The 16,849-nt window shown below is 57.0% G+C and carries 11 protein-coding genes; 9 read left to right on the forward strand and 2 right to left on the reverse strand.

Annotated elements, in window-relative coordinates; translation table 11 throughout:
• Positions 1 to 7 precede the first annotated feature (7 nt).
• Positions 8 to 3,028: an alpha-mannosidase gene (locus tag BJF95_RS22070; RefSeq protein WP_075641669.1), complete on the forward strand. Its 3,021-nt coding sequence runs from the start codon at positions 8 to 10 to the stop codon at positions 3,026 to 3,028.
• 79 nt (positions 3,029 to 3,107) lie between these two features.
• Positions 3,108 to 4,337 carry an ROK family transcriptional regulator gene (locus tag BJF95_RS22075; RefSeq protein ID WP_245297401.1) on the forward strand — a complete coding sequence of 410 codons (1,230 nt, stop codon included), beginning with the start codon at positions 3,108 to 3,110 and terminating at the stop codon, positions 4,335 to 4,337.
• Positions 4,338 to 4,360: 23 nt separating this feature from the next.
• Here BJF95_RS22075 and BJF95_RS22080 read toward each other — a convergent pair whose 3' ends face one another.
• Positions 4,361 to 5,425, reverse strand: coding sequence for an ROK family transcriptional regulator (locus tag BJF95_RS22080; protein WP_075641671.1), 1,065 nt, complete (start codon positions 5,423 to 5,425; stop codon positions 4,361 to 4,363).
• A 157-nt stretch (positions 5,426 to 5,582) separates the two neighbouring features.
• On the opposite strand from BJF95_RS22080, the gene BJF95_RS22085 reads away from it, so the two are divergent.
• A complete protein-coding gene (locus BJF95_RS22085) occupies positions 5,583 to 7,262 on the forward strand; it encodes a metallophosphoesterase family protein (RefSeq protein ID WP_075641672.1) in 1,680 nt (559 codons plus the stop codon).
• Positions 7,263 to 7,317: 55 nt separating this feature from the next.
• Here BJF95_RS22085 and BJF95_RS22090 read toward each other — a convergent pair whose 3' ends face one another.
• Positions 7,318 to 9,468, reverse strand: coding sequence for a TonB-dependent receptor (locus tag BJF95_RS22090; RefSeq protein WP_075641713.1), 2,151 nt, complete (start codon positions 9,466 to 9,468; stop codon positions 7,318 to 7,320).
• Positions 9,469 to 9,749: 281 nt separating this feature from the next.
• Here BJF95_RS22090 and BJF95_RS22095 point away from each other — a divergent pair, with 281 nt between their 5' ends.
• The 6 genes from BJF95_RS22095 to BJF95_RS22120 are packed head-to-tail and all read left to right on the forward strand — an operon-like array spanning position 9,750 to position 16,848.
• Positions 9,750 to 10,184, forward strand: a complete 435-nt coding sequence (locus BJF95_RS22095; protein ID WP_075641673.1) for a ParB N-terminal domain-containing protein — start codon at positions 9,750 to 9,752, stop codon at positions 10,182 to 10,184.
• Positions 10,181 to 11,569, forward strand: a complete 1,389-nt coding sequence (locus tag BJF95_RS22100; protein WP_075641674.1) for a Y4yA family PLP-dependent enzyme — start codon at positions 10,181 to 10,183, stop codon at positions 11,567 to 11,569. Before BJF95_RS22095 ends, BJF95_RS22100 begins: the two co-directional genes overlap by 4 nt.
• Complete coding sequence (locus BJF95_RS22105; RefSeq protein WP_075641675.1) at positions 11,551 to 12,561, forward strand: cysteine synthase family protein; 1,011 nt, start codon at positions 11,551 to 11,553, stop codon at positions 12,559 to 12,561. The genes BJF95_RS22100 and BJF95_RS22105 overlap by 19 nt, the downstream gene beginning before the upstream one ends.
• Complete coding sequence (locus BJF95_RS22110) at positions 12,558 to 13,694, forward strand: NAD/NADP octopine/nopaline dehydrogenase family protein (RefSeq protein ID WP_075641676.1); 1,137 nt, start codon at positions 12,558 to 12,560, stop codon at positions 13,692 to 13,694. The genes BJF95_RS22105 and BJF95_RS22110 overlap by 4 nt, the downstream gene beginning before the upstream one ends.
• Positions 13,694 to 15,595, forward strand: a complete 1,902-nt coding sequence (locus BJF95_RS22115; RefSeq protein ID WP_075641677.1) for an IucA/IucC family protein — start codon at positions 13,694 to 13,696, stop codon at positions 15,593 to 15,595. The genes BJF95_RS22110 and BJF95_RS22115 overlap by 1 nt, the downstream gene beginning before the upstream one ends.
• Positions 15,595 to 16,848, forward strand: coding sequence for an MFS transporter (locus BJF95_RS22120; RefSeq protein ID WP_075641678.1), 1,254 nt, complete (start codon positions 15,595 to 15,597; stop codon positions 16,846 to 16,848). Before BJF95_RS22115 ends, BJF95_RS22120 begins: the two co-directional genes overlap by 1 nt.
• Position 16,849: the final 1 nt, after the last annotated feature.

A 16,849-nucleotide genomic window follows, 5' to 3' on the forward strand; every position in this document is an offset into this window, starting at 1 on the left:
ATCCATCATGAGCCTGACCTACACTCAACGTCTTGAGCGGATTGAAGTCCGCAATGCCGAATTTCAGTTCTGGCGCGCCCGCAAAACCGTGGCCGTGGAAGGCTGGAGCTTCGACGGCCAACCCATTGCCGTGGGTGAGGCCTGGCCGCACAAGAACCCGCCGATTGGTTTTACCGCTGACGTCACTGTGCCCGAAGGCTGGCCGCTGGCAGACACCTATCTTTATCTCAACCTCGGCGGCGAAAGCCTTTTGAGCATCACGGCTGCGGATGGCAGCACCAAGCGTTATGGGCTTGACCCCTATCACCGCGAGTTTTTAGCCCCGTCACAGAGCTTCTCGCTGCAAGCGCAATCGGTTCCGCGCCTGCCATTTGGTGAGCCGGTGCGCGCACCCAAGCTGGAGCGCTCGGAATTGTTCTGGATTGACCGTTCCGTCGATCGCATGTGGCTGTTGATGCGCCAGATTGCTGAAGCGCTCCGGGTGCTGGAAGGCCATGATGTTGTACCCTATCTGCTGGATGCGGCAGAGCAGGCCTTTTATGCTATTGATTGGCCATCGGCGACGGCGGATTATGTAGCGCGCACGGCACCTGCGGTGATGCAGCAAAAGATCTGGCAATTGCCAGAACTGAAGGCCAATCCCGAAGGCTTGACCGACGTCCAGCGCGCCAAGCTGGATCAGGCCTATGATGCGCTCATTGCTCGCCTTAGCGAATTGCGTGAACGTTTCCCCCCACAGGGCAAAGTGGCGCTGACCGGCCACGCCCATATCGATCTGTGCTGGCTGTGGCCTTATGACGAGACCCGCCGCAAAATGCGCCGCACGTTTCATACGGCGCTGTCGATCATGGAAACCTCCAAGGATTTCCGCTTCAACCAATCCACCGCCCATTATTATTGGCAGTTGGAAGAGGATGATCCTGAACTTCTGGGCAAGATCGTGGATCGCGCCAAAGACGGCCAGTGGGAAACACTGGGCGGCATGTGGATTGAACCAGACACGAATATGCCGACGGGTGAAAGCCTGACGCGGCAAGTTCTCTACGGCCAGCGCTATTTTGAAAAGCGGTTTGGCACGCGCCACAGCGTGTGCTGGCTGCCCGATTGCTTTGGTTTTGCCGGTGCCCTGCCGCAGCTTCTCAAGCAGGGCGGCATGAAAAGCTTCTTCACCATCAAGGTCAATTGGTCCGAGAGCAACCATATTCCCAATGATCTGTTCTGGTGGGAAGGGCTGGATGGCAGCCGGGTGCTGGCGCATTCGTTTGACAATCCGATGGAAGGCTATAACGGCTTTGTGCGGCCCGATTGCATCACGCCCACATGGAAAAACTATCGCCAGAAAGACCGCCACGACACCACCCTGCTCTGCGTTGGCTATGGCGATGGCGGCGGCGGCCCAAGCCCGGAAATGGTGGTGCGCGAAGAACAGCTTCGGGTGTTCCCGGCCATCCCCGAAGCCCGCTGGATGCGCGTGCATGACTTCTTTGAAGATGCGCATACAATGGCTAAAACCATGCCGGTCTCGGTGTGGAAAGGCGAGATTTATCTCGAACTGCACCGCGCCACGCTGACCACGCAAAGTGCCATTAAAAAACTGCACCGCAAGGCCGAGCGCAGCCTGATCACCGCTGAAACGCTGGCATCTCTTGGCCATCTTCTGGGGGCCGCGCAGCCACGCTCGCTAGAGCCGGAATGGCGGGTGGTGTTGAAAAATGAATTCCACGACATTTTGCCTGGCTCTTCGATTGCGGAAGTGTATGTGGATGCGAAAACCGAGCTGGAACAGGTGCTTGAAGACGGTGCAACGGCACAGAAAGCGGCCATTGATGCCATTCTGGCGCAATTGCCTGACGGTGATGATGGTGCTGTGCTGGTAATCAACCCAACCCTCAGCCCGCGTCCCATCCGTCTGACCGTGAAGGATGACAGCATTGCGGCTGACGGCATGGTGCCAGCCTTGGGTGTGAGCGTATTGCCGGCAAGCGCCCTTGCCCCAAAAGCGGGCCTGAAAGCCACCGACAGGATGTTGGAAAATGACATTCTCAAGGTGACATTAGCCGATGACGGCTCGATTGCCTCCATCATCCACAAGCCGTCTGGCCGCGAGGCGGTTGAGGGTGGTGCCAACCGGCTGTTTGCCTATACCGCCGATAAGCCCCGCAATTGGGATGCCTGGGATGTGGAAGAGGATTACGGCCAAAAAGCCGAGGAATTGAGCGGGTTTGACTCGATTGAGCTGGTTGAAAACACCGCCCATGTTGCATCCATTTGCATCAAACGCAGCTTCCGCGATTCCACCATTGTGCAGACCTTGAGTCTTGCCGCCAACGCCCGCCGTCTTGATATTTTCACCGAGATTGACTGGCACGAGCGCCGCGTCATGCTGCGCACGGAGAATGGTGTGGCTGTCAGCGCCAACCGTGCTACGTGTGAAGTGGCTTACGGCGTGGTGGAGCGTCCGACCCATTCCAACACCTCCTGGGATGAAGCGATGTTTGAGGCCCCAGCCCATCGGTTTATCGATCTGTCCGAGCCGGGCTTTGGGGTGGCGCTGCTGAATGACGCCAAATATGGCCATTCGGCCAGAGGCAATGTTCTGGGCCTGTCCCTGTTGCGCTCACCGATCTATCCTGATCCCATGGCCGATGAAGGCTATCAGAGCTTCACCTACGCGCTGATGCCGCACGAAGGCCCGTGGTATGAAGGTCAGGTGCGCGAAGAGGCCGATGATCTCAACCAGCCGCTGATTGCAGTGCCTGTCACAGCCAAGGCTGTTGGCGAATATTGCCCGCTCAAGGCTTCAGGGCTTGATGTTACGCTCTCCGCCATCAAGCCTGCCGAGGATGGTGATGGTCTGATTGTGCGGGTCTATGAGCCAGCCGGTCGCCGGGGCGGTTTCCAGCTTACGCCGACCAATGGTTGGGCGGTCAGTGGTGCCCTCAGCATTCTGGAAGAGCCAATGGAGGCGGATGCTGCAAGCCTGAAGCCCTTTGAGGTCAAGAGCTGGCGTCTGTCGAAATCGACTTAAAAATGCTTTCCTCACGCACGCCTATGGTGCATGGTTTCCTCGCGGCGGCAACAGGGCCGCGAGGAGAGTGATGATTGAAATGGGTTATTCTGGGCGTTATTCAGGAGCCAATGGCGAGCAGGCAGCCGCCCTGAACCGGGCGATGATCCTGAATGCCATTCACCGTGGCGGCCCCATTTCGCGCACCGAAATTGCCAAGCGCTCGCGCCTGACCAAACAGGCCGTGACCCGCATTGTCGATAAATTGCTGAATGAAGGGCTGGTGATGGAAGCGCGTCGGCGTCAGGGCTTGCGCGGCCAGCCCGCCATTGAGCTGGAGATTGATCCCGAAGGTGCCTTTGCCATCGGGGCCAATATTGACCGCGACCACCTGACCATTGTGGCCGTGGATGCGGTGGGCAATGTGCGCGGGCGCATTCACCACGAATTGCGATTTTTGCTGCCCGATGCGTTTGTGAAGCTGATGGAAGATACGGTGTCATCGTTCTTGCGCCGCAAGGTGATCACAGAATCGCGGCTGAGCGGCATCGGGCTTGCCATTCCCGATTGGTTGGGCGAAGTGCAGGTGATTGGCTTTCCTGAAAGCTATCGCCAATGGAGCGGCTTTGATGTGCGCGCCGCTCTGTCAAAAATCACCCATCATCCGATCTATATCGATAACGATGCCAATGCCGCTGCCCTGGGCGAAATCGAATACGGGTTGGGCACGGAAATGCGCAGCTTTTTCTATATTCTCATCTCGGCCTGTCTGGGCGGCAGCCTGATCATTGATGGCATTCGCCACAAGGGCGCAAATGGCTTGGGCGGCGAAATCGGCTGGTTGTCCATGGCCGTCACAGAAGGGCCTCTGGAAGGCGAAACCCGGCCGATTGGCGATATGTTGTCGCTCTCGGTGCTGATCAATTATCTGGCCGAGCGCGGCATTGCCATTGCCCATCCAGCCGATCTTTTGACGCTGGAAGGAAGCGACAGAGCCGTGCTGAGTGGATGGCTGAAAAAAATGGCCGTCAACCTCGCCGAAGCGGTGATGGACATTGGCATGGTGGTCGATCCCGATGGTGTCATTCTCGGCGGGCGGCTGCCCGTGCGGCTGGTGGATGAATTGCTGCTTTATGTGCATGAGGAAATCACCCGCCGTGGCGCGCTGGCCCCCAGCCTGCACCGCGCCGCCGCCTCGGAAGATGCGGCAGCATTGGGGGCTGCGGCCATGGCACTGGCAGACCGGCTATGCCTGCCGTCTGCCGATCCCGCCCATCGCAACCATGCGCCCATCACGGCGGCCATGCGGCCCTCGCCGGTGTTTGCCTGACGTCAAAAGTAACCCATTCTGCCTCAATACGGCTTGGGCAATAGAAGCTCGATAAAGGGTGCAACGGCAGCACCATAAACCGGATCACGGCTTGGAAAGCTCAAGGCCCCCACGGGGGGTATCCAGCCGGTTGGAACAAAATAGCGTTCTTTTTCAAGGCGGGCTTTGGCAATTTCATCGATCAGCCGTTTGATAACATCGTCAGGCAGATCTCCACCCAGCAGCACGACCCCCGGCGAGAAGAAACCCGCAATGGTCACAACGCCATCCAGCAGGCGGCGCGCGGCCTGTTTTATCCAGCCCTCGATATCATCCGCCCCACCCTCAGCCAAAAAAGCGCGAAAGGAGGCTGCACTTGCGGCCATGTCCAGTGTGCCTTCGCCAAGGCCGGGCCGCATGGCACCAATGGCCCCTGCCCTGCCATGGCTGCCGCGATAAAATCGGCCATTGATCATAAACCCGGCCTGTACCCGATCTTCAATCAAAATCACAACCAGTCCGCCTTCCGGCTCGCCAACGCCAAACAGCTTTTCGCCAGCCAACACGGCCTCAGGCTTTGACAGCGAAAAACAGGGCAGATCGTCAAACAGCGCCGAGAATTCATCATCGGCACCGGAAGAGATAATCACCCCAACGCCAAGCGGGGCTGGAAATCCGGCTTTCGCCTGACGGATGCGCAAAATGGCATCAAAAAATGCCTCATCCCGCTCAAACGCTTCACACAGCACCATAGCACCTGCGAGATCACACAGCGCAATGGCACCGCCCTGGGGGGTCCGCTCTATGCCCAATCCATAAGCACCAGACGGCACCAGCGAAAACTCGGCGGCTTGATAGCGCGTCTTTGTCTGGCGCTTTCCTTGGCGCACCAGCCCGGCCCCAAGCAGCCGTTGCAGAATGCCGGTGATGGCGGGTTCTGTCAGCTTTAACCGTGCAGCAAGCTCCTGACGGGTCATTGGCCCTTCACGCAGCAAAAGCGCCGAGATGGTGCGGCCATTGTGGTCTGCGATATCTTCGGGGCTAAGGCCTTGCGCGGCGCTATCCGCCAACGGCCGAACCGTTTGATGCCGTACAAGTCGTCGCGCCACAGTCTCAATTCCATCGGCCGGTTACACTGTCATCCTGTCGTCATACATCACCCCAAAGCAATAGAACAGCAAGCAAATAGGCCGATGCAATGCCAAAGCCCCAAAGCCAGAAGCCTGCCGATTGACACAATGAAATCAGCCTGATGATAGTATCACCATGACAAACAACACTGATTTCTCCATCGCCGTCATTGCTGACGCGCATTTTCACGATATCGAGGGCGATTATGGCATCAAAGGCTTGGCCTCAGGCCATCGCAGCCTCACATTGCGCACCTGGGATGACACCCGCACCTCAACCCGTGTGTTCAATGAGAGCGTATTGGCGCTCAACGCTGCGCTGGATGAGGTCGCGGCCCGCAACATCGGCCATGTGGTGCTGCTGGGTGATTATACCGATGATGGCCAGAGACAAACCACATTGAGCGTCGCAAAACTGCTTGCCGATCATGAAAATCGCTTTGGCACCCGCTTTTACGCCCTGCTCGGCAATCATGATATTTTCGGCCCCAACGGTCGCCATCAGGCCAAGCGGTTTTTGCAGGCCGATGGAACCAGCCGTCTGGTAACCAGCAATCCGGCAGAAGATGCACCAGACAATGTCTTGAACGCACAAATGTATTGCGAGGGCTATCCGCTTGGGCTGAACCCCATGGCCGCCTTCGGCTATTTTCGCCGCGCGGGCGATCTGCATTGGGAAACGCCCTTTGGCGTGAGCGATGATCCCGCACAGCGGATGTATTCGGTATTCTCACCCGACGGGCAAAACCACTATCGCCTGATGGATGCTTCCTATCTGATCGAGCCACAACAAGACCTTTGGTTGTTGATGCTGGATGCCAATGTGTTTGAGCCTAGAAACGGCACTTTTGATGCGGGCTCAGAGCAGGCCTTTATCGACAGCACCGCCGCTGGCTGGAATGCCATGTTGCGCCTCAAGCCCTTTATGTTCGAATGGATTGCCGATGTCGCAAAGCGTGCCAGACAGCTCGGCAAAACGCTTCTCGCCTTTTCCCACTACCCAGTCATTGATCCGTTTGATGACCCGTTAGATACCGGCAAAACCCTGTTTCCCAAAAGCAATATGGCCAAGCGCAAACCCTCGGATGCGGTGGCTGAAGCCCTGATAACTGCTGGCATTCCCCTTCATTTCAGCGGGCATCTGCATGTTGAAGGCGTCACCCGCTTTGCCAATCCTCATGGTCAGTTGACCAACGTGGCGGTGCCCTCGCTGGTCGCCTTTCCGCCCGCCTTCAAGCATCTGAACGTGCACAGCAATACGGTTGCCATTGACACGGTTGATCTTTCAGCACTGCCGGTCGATCCGGACATTATCGCGGCCTATCAGCAAGAAACTGTAGCGGCGGGATACGCGCCAGATGCCGCCCTTTTTGCAAAAACCTACGGTGCGTTCTTGCGCCTGCATCTCACGGCCCTTGTCGAACAACGCTTTTTTGTGCGCGAATGGCCCCGCGACGTGGTGAGCTGTCTTGCCCCCATGTCCGTGCAACAACTCTGTCTTGACCCGCGCACACGCCCCGCCAAACTCGATGATATGGGGCTTGAGGATGGACAAGACCTCGCATCCCTTTCCGTCATCGAGATCGTCTCGGACTGGTATTGCCTGTGGCATGGCGGGGCGCGGGCAGTGCCGATTTTGGGAGAAAAGCGGATTGCGCTGTTGCGCTGGCTGGCCGATCTTTACGCCGAACCCTCAAAGAATGACACATCCATCACGCTGTTTTTGCACGCCTTCTTCAAGGCCCTTCGCCATTTTTTAAGCCGGGCCGAGCAGGTAGACGATCAGATTTCGCTTGTGCCGGTTTCGCCCAAATAAAATGAAAAGCCGTGCAGGCCATAAGGCTCTGCACGGCATTATCAGACCGATAAAGCTAGAAATCAGTCGACATCGACAGTTTGACGGTCAAAGGCGCGCCTTGTGACAGCGTGCCAAAGCTTGCGACGCCCGACCAATAGTTTTTGTTGAAGACATTTTCGACTTCAGCGCGGAAGGTCACAGGCCGTTCCTTGATGGTGGTCTTATAGCGTGCGCCAAGGTCAAGCCGTGTCCAGGCGGGCAGCTTCTGGATATTGGCCGTATCGGCATATTGTTTGCCGGTGTGGATCACGTTGCCGGTCAGGGTCAGGCCGGCCAGGAAGGGCGTGTCCCATTCAGCCCCCATATTGACCAGCACTTTTGGCACGCCAATCGGGTCATTGCCCTGGGTTGATGCGTTGTTGGTCTTGGTCAATTCACCCTGCATGAAGGTAATGCCTGTCAGCAGCCGAACGGTGTCGGTCAACTCGCCAAAGGCACTCAGCTCAAGGCCGCGATTGCGCTGCTCGCCGCCGCGCACAAACACCAGATTGCTGCCGCGCGTTTCCAGCACGCCAAAAGGCTTTTCGATCTGGAACAAGCTGGCCGTCAGCGCCACCTGGCCGAGATCAACCTTGGTGCCCACTTCATACTGTTTGGACTTGTATGGGCTCAGCGTTTCGCCTGCGTTGATGGCATTGGTCGGTGCTGTCTCGCCAATGCTGAGGCCTTCAGCATAATTGGCATAGAGCGAAACATTCTCCCACGGCTTGACCACCACGCCGACCATAGGCGTTGTGGCGCTGGCATCCGAAGACGATGTCACAGAACCATTTGTGGCACTGTAGTTTTCAGAATCAATATGCTGGAAGCGCGCACCAAGGGTGAGCTGTGCCCGCTCATCCCACATCGACATGGTATCGGACAGGGACAGCCCATAGAATTTGCTCTCGGTGGCTTTTGGCACATTCGAAGGCTTGGCCACAAACTGCTCAATACGATCAACCGGATTGTAAAGATTGGTGCGCTGCGTGGTGCCGGAATTAAAGCCGCGCGACAGGGTCTGGCGCATCACATTTGCCTGCAAGGTCACGGAATGCTCAATAATGCCGGTGTCAAATGTTCCGCGTGCGCCGATTTCGGCCGTGCGCCGCTCCACGTCAAACACGTAATGCTGGGGCAGAATGCTGACATTGCCGCTTGAGCTGGTAATGGTGGGCGTGCCAAACAGGCGCTCGACATTGGATTGTCCGCCACCTGCAGCACCAAACACCGTCAAATTGTCGCTCAGGTCATATTCAACCCGTCCAAGGGTCGAAAACTCGCGTGTTCGCGACCATTCCCAAGGCTCCTGCACATTCAGCCGGTTGTCGGGCGCGCGCGGCAGAGCAATGCCCGCCGTTGGGAAAAACGGACGCTGCGGCGCATCATAATGCTCATATTGATTGATCACATCCAGCGTGGCGCGCAAATTCTCGCCCTGATAATCCAGCGCCACGGCACCGACCGATGAGAGATGGGTCAGATCATCAATATTGCCGTTGCCGCCCTGCACGCTGCCGTTTAAGCGCACACCAAACTGGCGCTCGCTGCCATAGCGACGGCTGATATCCACATGGGTGCCGCCCTGCAAATCGGACTCATAAGTGGTGGTAACGCGGGTCAAATCCTGATCAAGGGCGCGCTTGGGCACAATATTGATTGTGCCGCCAACGCCGCCATTGGGCGAAATACCGTAGAGAAATGACGTTGGCCCTTTGAGAACCTCAACGGATTCAGCGTAATCGGTAAAGACCCGATAATTGGGCGCCACGCCAAACACGCCATCATAGGCAACTTCACCAAAATTGCCATCCCCAATGGGAAAACCGCGGATGTAAAAGGAATCGACAATGCCACCCGCGGGATGGGTGTTGCGCACAGATGCGTCCTCTTCCATCACGTCGCCCACGGTCGAGGCACCCTTATCCTCAATGGTTTTGGCCGTGTAGCCGCTGGTATTGAAAGGCGTATCCATAAAGCTGCGGTTGCCCAGACTGCCCAACCGCGCACCACGCGTGACCATGCCGCCCGCATAAGGGGCATTTTGCGTACCAATGGTCGCATTCGCCTTACCGGCCTGCCCCTCGACAACAATGGGCTTGAGAACCGTGTTCTCTTCGGCCTGCGCGCCCGTTCCCAGCGCTGCTACAATTGCACCCAAGGCAACGCCCGCTTTAAAACCCATCATCTCAACAATCCCCTCAACAGAGCTGACCCGAACGGTAAGCCACGCGCAAAAACCCTCGTTGCGCCCTCGGTATTGAACATGATTGAATGAGTCAACATTTAATTTACAAAGCCAAATAAATTAGCAAAATCGAATTATCTTATTGTTTATAAACATTCTTTTTTTAAAATACCAAATTGACATTTCCAAAAACTGCCTCCATCATAAAATATGATAAATATAGTCATCTTTATGAAGCCGTGATTTTGCCCGTGATTTAGATCGAAAGGCTGTCTTTCATGTCCTATAAATTTGCCCCAACGGAATGCCTTGTTGCCACAGAAGACGTTGACGACCTCGCGGTCGAAAATCTGTACAAACGCATTGTCCAGGCAAAGATCTGGACCCGGCCGATTGCGGTTGAACGCAACCATATGCTGGTGATGGATGGCCACCATCGGCTTGAGGTGGCAAAGAGATTGCAACTTTCCGTCGTGCCTGTGGTGCTGCTGGATTATCAGACGGTTTCGGTCACCAGTTGGCGGGCGGAAGACCACATTACCCCGGAGCATATTTTCGCCATGGCCCGTTCCGGCCGAAAATTTCCGATCAAGACCACCCGCCACATTTTTCCAGACACCTATCCCGGCTGCAACGTGCCGCTTTCCACCTTGATCGCGCCTCCTGAAACCCAAAGAGAGATGCGCCATCACAACAGAGCGGTGGGTGCATGATGTTGGCCTCCAAGCAATCGCACCCGCTCTCACCCCTGATGCGCAAGGACATTGCCGATTTCCTTGAAAATCAGCAGCCCATTTTGCGCGAGGGTTTTGAACGCTTCGGCTCTCCGCTTCATCTGCTGTGGCCCGAGGCGCTGAAAGACAATCTTCGCTCCTTGCGCACTGTGCTGAACGCGCAAAACGTCGCTTCAAAAATTTACTACGGCGTGAAGGTCAATAAATCCCTGGGCCTGATGGGTGCCGCCTTGGGCGCGAGCGGCGGGCTGGATGTGTCCAGCCTTTATGAGCTTCAGGATGCCCTGCACCTTGGGGCAGAGGGTCGTGATATTGTGGCAACTGGCCCTGCCAAAACACCGGCATTTCATCAGGCTCTTCTGGCCTGCAACGCTTTGATTTCCATCGATTCCGTTGAGGAATTTGATGATCTGCTCCGTCAATTGCCAACTGAAGGCGGGCCGCATCCTGTACTGTTGCGCCTCCGGCCCGGCAATCAGGGACAAAGCCGGTTTGGCATGGGGCTGGATGATGCCATCCACTGCCTCAAGCGGCTGGTCGACATGCCAGCGCTGCGGTTTGAAGGCGTGCATTTCCATCTCGGTGGCTATAGCGTTGAAACACGGGTTGAGGCCCTTCAGGAAGCAGCGGATCTGATTGCCATCGCCCGTGGCTTGGGATTGTCGCCACGGCTCATCGACATTGGCGGTGGCTTGCCAGCGCGATATGTCGATCACGCCGCTTATGTTGCCTTTCAGGAGGCACAGACAGCGGAGGATTATCGCACCCATCGTCTGCCGCAGTCCTTTTACCCCTATGGTGGGCCTATCGATGCTGTGGAATGGCTGCGCCGTCTGCTCAGCGCCACCATGCGCGATGGCCGTGACGTCGCCAGCTATTTTGCGGGCGAAAACCTCACGCTTGCCATGGAGCCAGGCCGCGCCCTTGCCGATCAATGCGCCGTGACGGTGCTGAGGATCACCCGCGTGAAGGCGCTGGATGCGCGCTCGGCGGTTATTTTCGTCGAGGGCAGCAGTTTCAGCGCCTGCGAAACCTGGTTTGCCTCTGAATTTCTGGTGGACCCGATCTTGCTGTCCAACCAGCCAAAAGCGTTGGCAGCGGCACCGTTGCGGGCCTATCTCGCAGGCCATAGCTGCCTTGATGATGATGTGATTTCAAACAGATGGCTTGATTTTCCATCAGCGCCGCAAGCCGGTGATTTTCTCGCCTATGTCAACACCGGCGGCTATCAGATGGATCTGATGGAAAACCAGTTTCACCGCCATCCCATGCCAACCCGCTTATGTGTCAGGAGGACCGCAGATGGACTGTCCGAACTTATTCCGGATCAATGTGAGGAGACACAATGCTCTATACATCTGTAACACAATTGATTGGCCAGACACCACTTATTCAGCTTGATCTCGCAACCAGCAATGCAAGACTGTTGCTGAAAATGGAGAAGAACAACCCCGGCGGCTCGATGAAGGACCGCATGGCCCGCAGCATGGTGGTGGCAGCCCTTGAGGATGGCCGCCTGCCCAAGGGCGGAACGATTGTTGAATCCTCTTCCGGCAACACCGGCACCGGATTGGCCTTGGCGGCGCTGGAATTTGGCCTGCGCTTTATCGCGGTTGTCGATCACCATGCCGCCCCGGATAAAATTCGCACAATGCGGGCCTTGGGGGCCGAAATCCGCTATGTGGAAGGCAATTTTCGCGAGGATGAAGTGGCCGTGGTGGAGCGCCAAAGGCTGGCAGCCCAGCTTGGTGCACAGCTGCCCGGCGCGCTTTTTATGAACCAGTCCGACAATCCGGCCAACCCGGATGGTTATGCTGGCTTTGTGGATGAGCTGGTCGAACAATTGCCTGATGGACTGGATGCCTTTATCGGCTGCGTCGGCACGGGCGGTTCCATGACCGGCATTTCGCAGCGCCTCAAGCGCATCAATCCCGCCATCAAGACCATTGCCGTCGAGCCAGCAGGCTCGATCGTGTTTGGCAAGCCCGGCCATCCTTACTATCAGTCAGGCACCGGCACACCGGCTGGCGATGAAGTTGGCAAAGTGCTGGATTACAGCTGCATTGACGAAGGCGTGCAGGTGACCGACACTCAAGCCTTTGAAACGGCACGCTATATTGCCAAACGAAAAGGCATTCTGGTGGGCGGATCAACCGGCGGCACCATTTACAAGGCGCTGGAGTTCATTGCATCCGGCAAATTGAGCGGCACCATTGTCACCGCCGTTGCCGATGGCGGCGAGAAATATCTCGGCTCGGTGTTTGATGACGAGTGGATGGCAAAACGCGGGCTTTTGAACCCGGCCATTGCCGCCCAGCTGGATGGTTGGTTCTTTGGCATGGCAGGTGCGGCATGAAGGTCGCCATCTGCGGCGCGGGCCGCACCGGGCACCTGAACGCCGTGCTGTTCAAGCAAAACCCAGAGGTTCATCTCTCGGTTTTCACCGAAAACCATCTTTTGGCCCAGCAATGGGCCAAAACCTCAACCCCATGGCAGGCCTTTTTGCCCGATGGACAGGCCTTGACGGGCCGCCCCGATTACGTCGGCAGCGATGCGAACACAGCCTTAGGCGATGCCGATCTCATCGTCATCACCCAGCCAGCCCATGTCCGCAGCCATCTGCTGAAGCGCATCAAAGACAGCATATCCACCACCAAACCGGTGTATCTGGGAGCGATTCCGGGCTTTTGCGGCTTTGACTGGCTGGCGGCGGAGCATTTGGGTGCAAAGGACAATGTGATCATCTGGGGTTTGAAAGATGTGCCGCATATTGCCTTTGAACTGGTGGCCGGACACAGCGTTCGCATGGGCGGCGCAAAGGCCCATTTGTTTGTTGGTCTTCACCGGCGCGAAACCAGCGACAGCGCAAAAGCCCTGCGAGCGATGCTGATTGCGCTTTACAATGCGCCCGTCACGCTTTTGCGCGATTATCTGGAAATCACCCTGACACCCGGCAATGCATTGATGCATCCGGCCATGCTCTATGGCCTGCTGGGACCGGGGGCTGCGTGGGAACACACACCGTTTGCCGAGCCGCTTTGCTGGTGGAGTGATTGCCCCGAGGAAGGCGCGCAACTTCTGGAACAATTTGACGCCGAAAATCAGGCCTTATGTCAGGCCATTGAAGCGCGCACCGGCATTGATCTCAGCTCCGTCAAACCCTTACGGGAGGAGTTGATTGAGGCCTATGGCGATCAGATTGCTGATCCTCAAACCATGTTTTCGCTGCTCAGAACCAATCGTGCCTATGCGGGCATTCAATTGCCCCTGATTTCCAATCCCAAGGGGACAGGCTGGCTGATTGATCGCGACAGCCGGGCGTTTCACGAGGATGTTGCCTGCGGGCAGGCCTTGCTTGTCAAGCTCAGTGAGCGGCTGGGCGTGCCCACGCCCGCCATTTCCAAGACCTATGCATGGGCGCGCCGCTATCACGGTGCATTGCCCGACGCATTAAGCCCCGTTCCTCATGATTGGCTGGAGGCTGCCTGATGACCCATTCGCTTTCGCCCGAATTTGACACCGATACCCGCACCATACACCCAGCTTTGCACAAAGCGGCCATTGCCAATGCCATCAATCGCCTGGTGCGCTGCCTGTTTGCCGAACGTCTGCTGGCACCCGAAGCCTTGCTGTGGTCACGCGATGGTCAGCAGGCGTGGCTGCCGCTGTGGCACACACGCCGGGTTTTGCATTTCAAACATCTGCATGCCGCCCCGGCAGGCACATTGCAAAACCGTGGCGAGATCGAGGTTCTCGATGCCAAGGGCGCAATTGTGCCGATTGATCACCCCGATGCCTTGCTTGCCGAAGTGGCGGGCGCGCTTGCCATCACCCCTGCCCCCGATGGGCTGGAGGTTTTAAGCCGCGACATCAACGACAGTATTAACAACGACATTCTGGCCCGCAAGCATCGGCACGTCTGGACGCAGGACCTTTCCAGCAAAATCGCAAAGGCGGGTGCGAAAGATTTCATCGATTATCTTTACAGCCATCTGCCCGCCCATCAGGCGGCCATGCTGCTGGATCAATGGGGCGCGCTGGAGGGCCATCCCTTTTATCCAACCTGGAAGGCCAAGCCCAATTTGCAGCCCGATGACGTTGTGGCTCTTTCGCCGGAATTTGGCGCGAAAGTACCGCTTCGCATTGCTGCGCTTCGCAAGGATTGGGCCTATGTGGAAAAAATGCCGCATGTGAGCGATTACAATTCCTGGTTCGAAGCGGCCTTTCCGGAATTGTATGAATCATGGTCTAACCATTTGATAGAAATGGGAAAAGCTCCAGACGACTGGCTTCCTTTACCCATTCACGGCTGGCATCTTGAGCATTTTGTCACCCAGGAATTTGCGCCGGAAATTGCGGATGGCATTTTGCTGCTCGATGGGCCTCAGATTGTCACATCACCATCCATGTCATTTCGCACCATGCTGCCGGATGATGAGATTTTAAGGCCGTTTATCAAACTGCCGGTTGCCATCTGGCTGACCAGCGAGCAACGCACCTTGCAAGCAAAATCCATTCATATGGGGCCGCGTCTTTCCACCTTGATCAGCACAATTTTGCAAAACGAGAAGGAGATTGGCGCACAGCTGGAAATCTTCACCGAGGAATTGGGCGCCATTTTACATGACCCCGCGACCGACGATGAGCATCGCGGCCGGTTTTTGTCGGTGGTCTATCGCAATGCCGAGCCTTTGCGCCGTGCGGATGGCAAATACGCCATCACGGTCGCCGCCCTTTTGAGCGCAAGCCCCAGCAATGGAAAACCCATCCTGTGCGAGCTGATTGCACGGTATTGCCAGCAACATAAAGACCGTGAACTCATTGAAAATGTTCGCAGTTTCTTCAAGCGCTATACCGAGATCGTGGTGCGCCCTGCCCTTGCCATGTACTTGCTTTACGGCATTGCCTTTGAGGCTCACCAGCAAAATGCCACCATTTTGTTTGATCCCTCCGGGGCACCCGACAAGCTGATCATCCGCGACTTTGGCGATGGCCGCAGCTATGCGCCGTTGCTGGAAGCACGCGGCTACCATCTCAAGCCCTTTCAGCGTGCCGGCATTTTGCCCACCACCTTTGACGGCGACATATCCCTGGTGCGGTCCTTCCTCATCGACGCCTGCTTCATTTGCCATTTGCATGAAATTGCTCTGTGCCTGACGCAGCACTATGGCATCGACAACGACGACCTTTGGATGGTCATCAAAGAGGTCACGGAACAGGCCTTCGACACAGTGCGCCCTCGCGTCACCTCGGATGCGTTCTGGCAGGAAGAACGGCAGGCTTTGCTGGAAAAACCATGGCCAACCCGCTCGGTTTTGACCATGCATCTTCAGCGCTACAAGGATTATCGGGTTGAACATCTGCTTCCCAATCCGTTGGTGGGCCGGTGATGCTCAAAGCCGCAGCTCTGCTTCGGGCCTACACGCCTGTTTTTCTTCTGCTGTTTGGGCTGCAGTTCATTTCCATGGGTGCCATGGAAATGAGCGGCCCCTTTTGGGCCTTGCAAATCAAGGCGCTCAGCCCGTCAGATGCGGTGTTCGGGCTGGCCAGCATCGGGGTCTACATCTGCCCGATGCTGGGCATCTCCCTGACCAGCGCTTTCTGGGGCCGGATGGGTGATCGCTATGGCAATCGCCTGATGATGGTGCGGGCGTTGATCGGGCTGGCTGTGACGCAATTGCTGATCGCCTTTGCCCAGGATGTCTGGATCATTCTGGTGTTGCGATTTTTGCAAGGTGCCTGTGCTGGCTATATTGCGCCTGCGCAAGCCTATGCTGTGCAGGTCAACAGCGGGCGTGACCGGGCAAGCCTGTTTGCCTGGCTACAAGTGGCCACCAATCTCGGCTCGCTGGGCGGTGCCTTTGCCGGCGGGCTTATTCTGGATGCCATGCCCTTTTCCGCCGTCAACATCACGGCAGGTGCCATCTGCGCGCTCTGCGCCCTTGCGGCCTGGATCACCCTTCCGATCCCAACCGTGAAGAGTGCCAAAAGCAAGGCAACCTTGACCGAGAGGGACGTGCCGCCAGCGCCCGCCAAAATCGCCTCCCCTCCCCTTCAGGAGAAACCAGCCCCGGTGTTGGGCCTGCTGGTGCTGATCTGCGCCTTGCTGGCCAGCCGTATGGTGCTGCAGGTTCCCTTTTCGCTGTATATGGTGCGCGTTTTCGGCGCGGATCACTGGATTATTGGCCTGAGCTATGGGCTGATGGCCTGCGGCTTTGTGATAGGTGCCCCGCTTTGGGCGCGGTTTTTCAAAATGCGCAGCCTCGGCTTTGTGCTGGGGGCCAGCAGCGCCATTGCGCTGGCCTGTGCGGCTGTGACCCTGCTTGCCGGGTTTAGCACGTCCGTGCCCGTCTTTGCGGCCCTCTATTTCGTCTGGGGCGTGCTTTTGGGCGGCACAACGCCGGTGCTGACGGCGCGTCTATCGCAAGCCACAGCGCTCCACCGGCAAGGCGAAATTCTGGGTCGCGCCCAGAGCTTTCAGCAAATCGCCTCTATCCTCGGCATTGCCTCCGGTGTCGCCTGCATGCAGCTTTTGGGTGTTGATGCCGCGTTTTCCGTGGTGGCTGCCTGCTATCTTCTGTCTTTCTTCGTTGGCTTGTCGATCAAGTTCAAAACAAGCCTTCTCCCCAACCGCATAGGATAAA

Source organism: Rhizobium oryziradicis, assembly GCF_001939045.1.
Classification (GTDB): Bacteria; Pseudomonadota; Alphaproteobacteria; order Rhizobiales; family Rhizobiaceae; genus Allorhizobium; species Allorhizobium oryziradicis.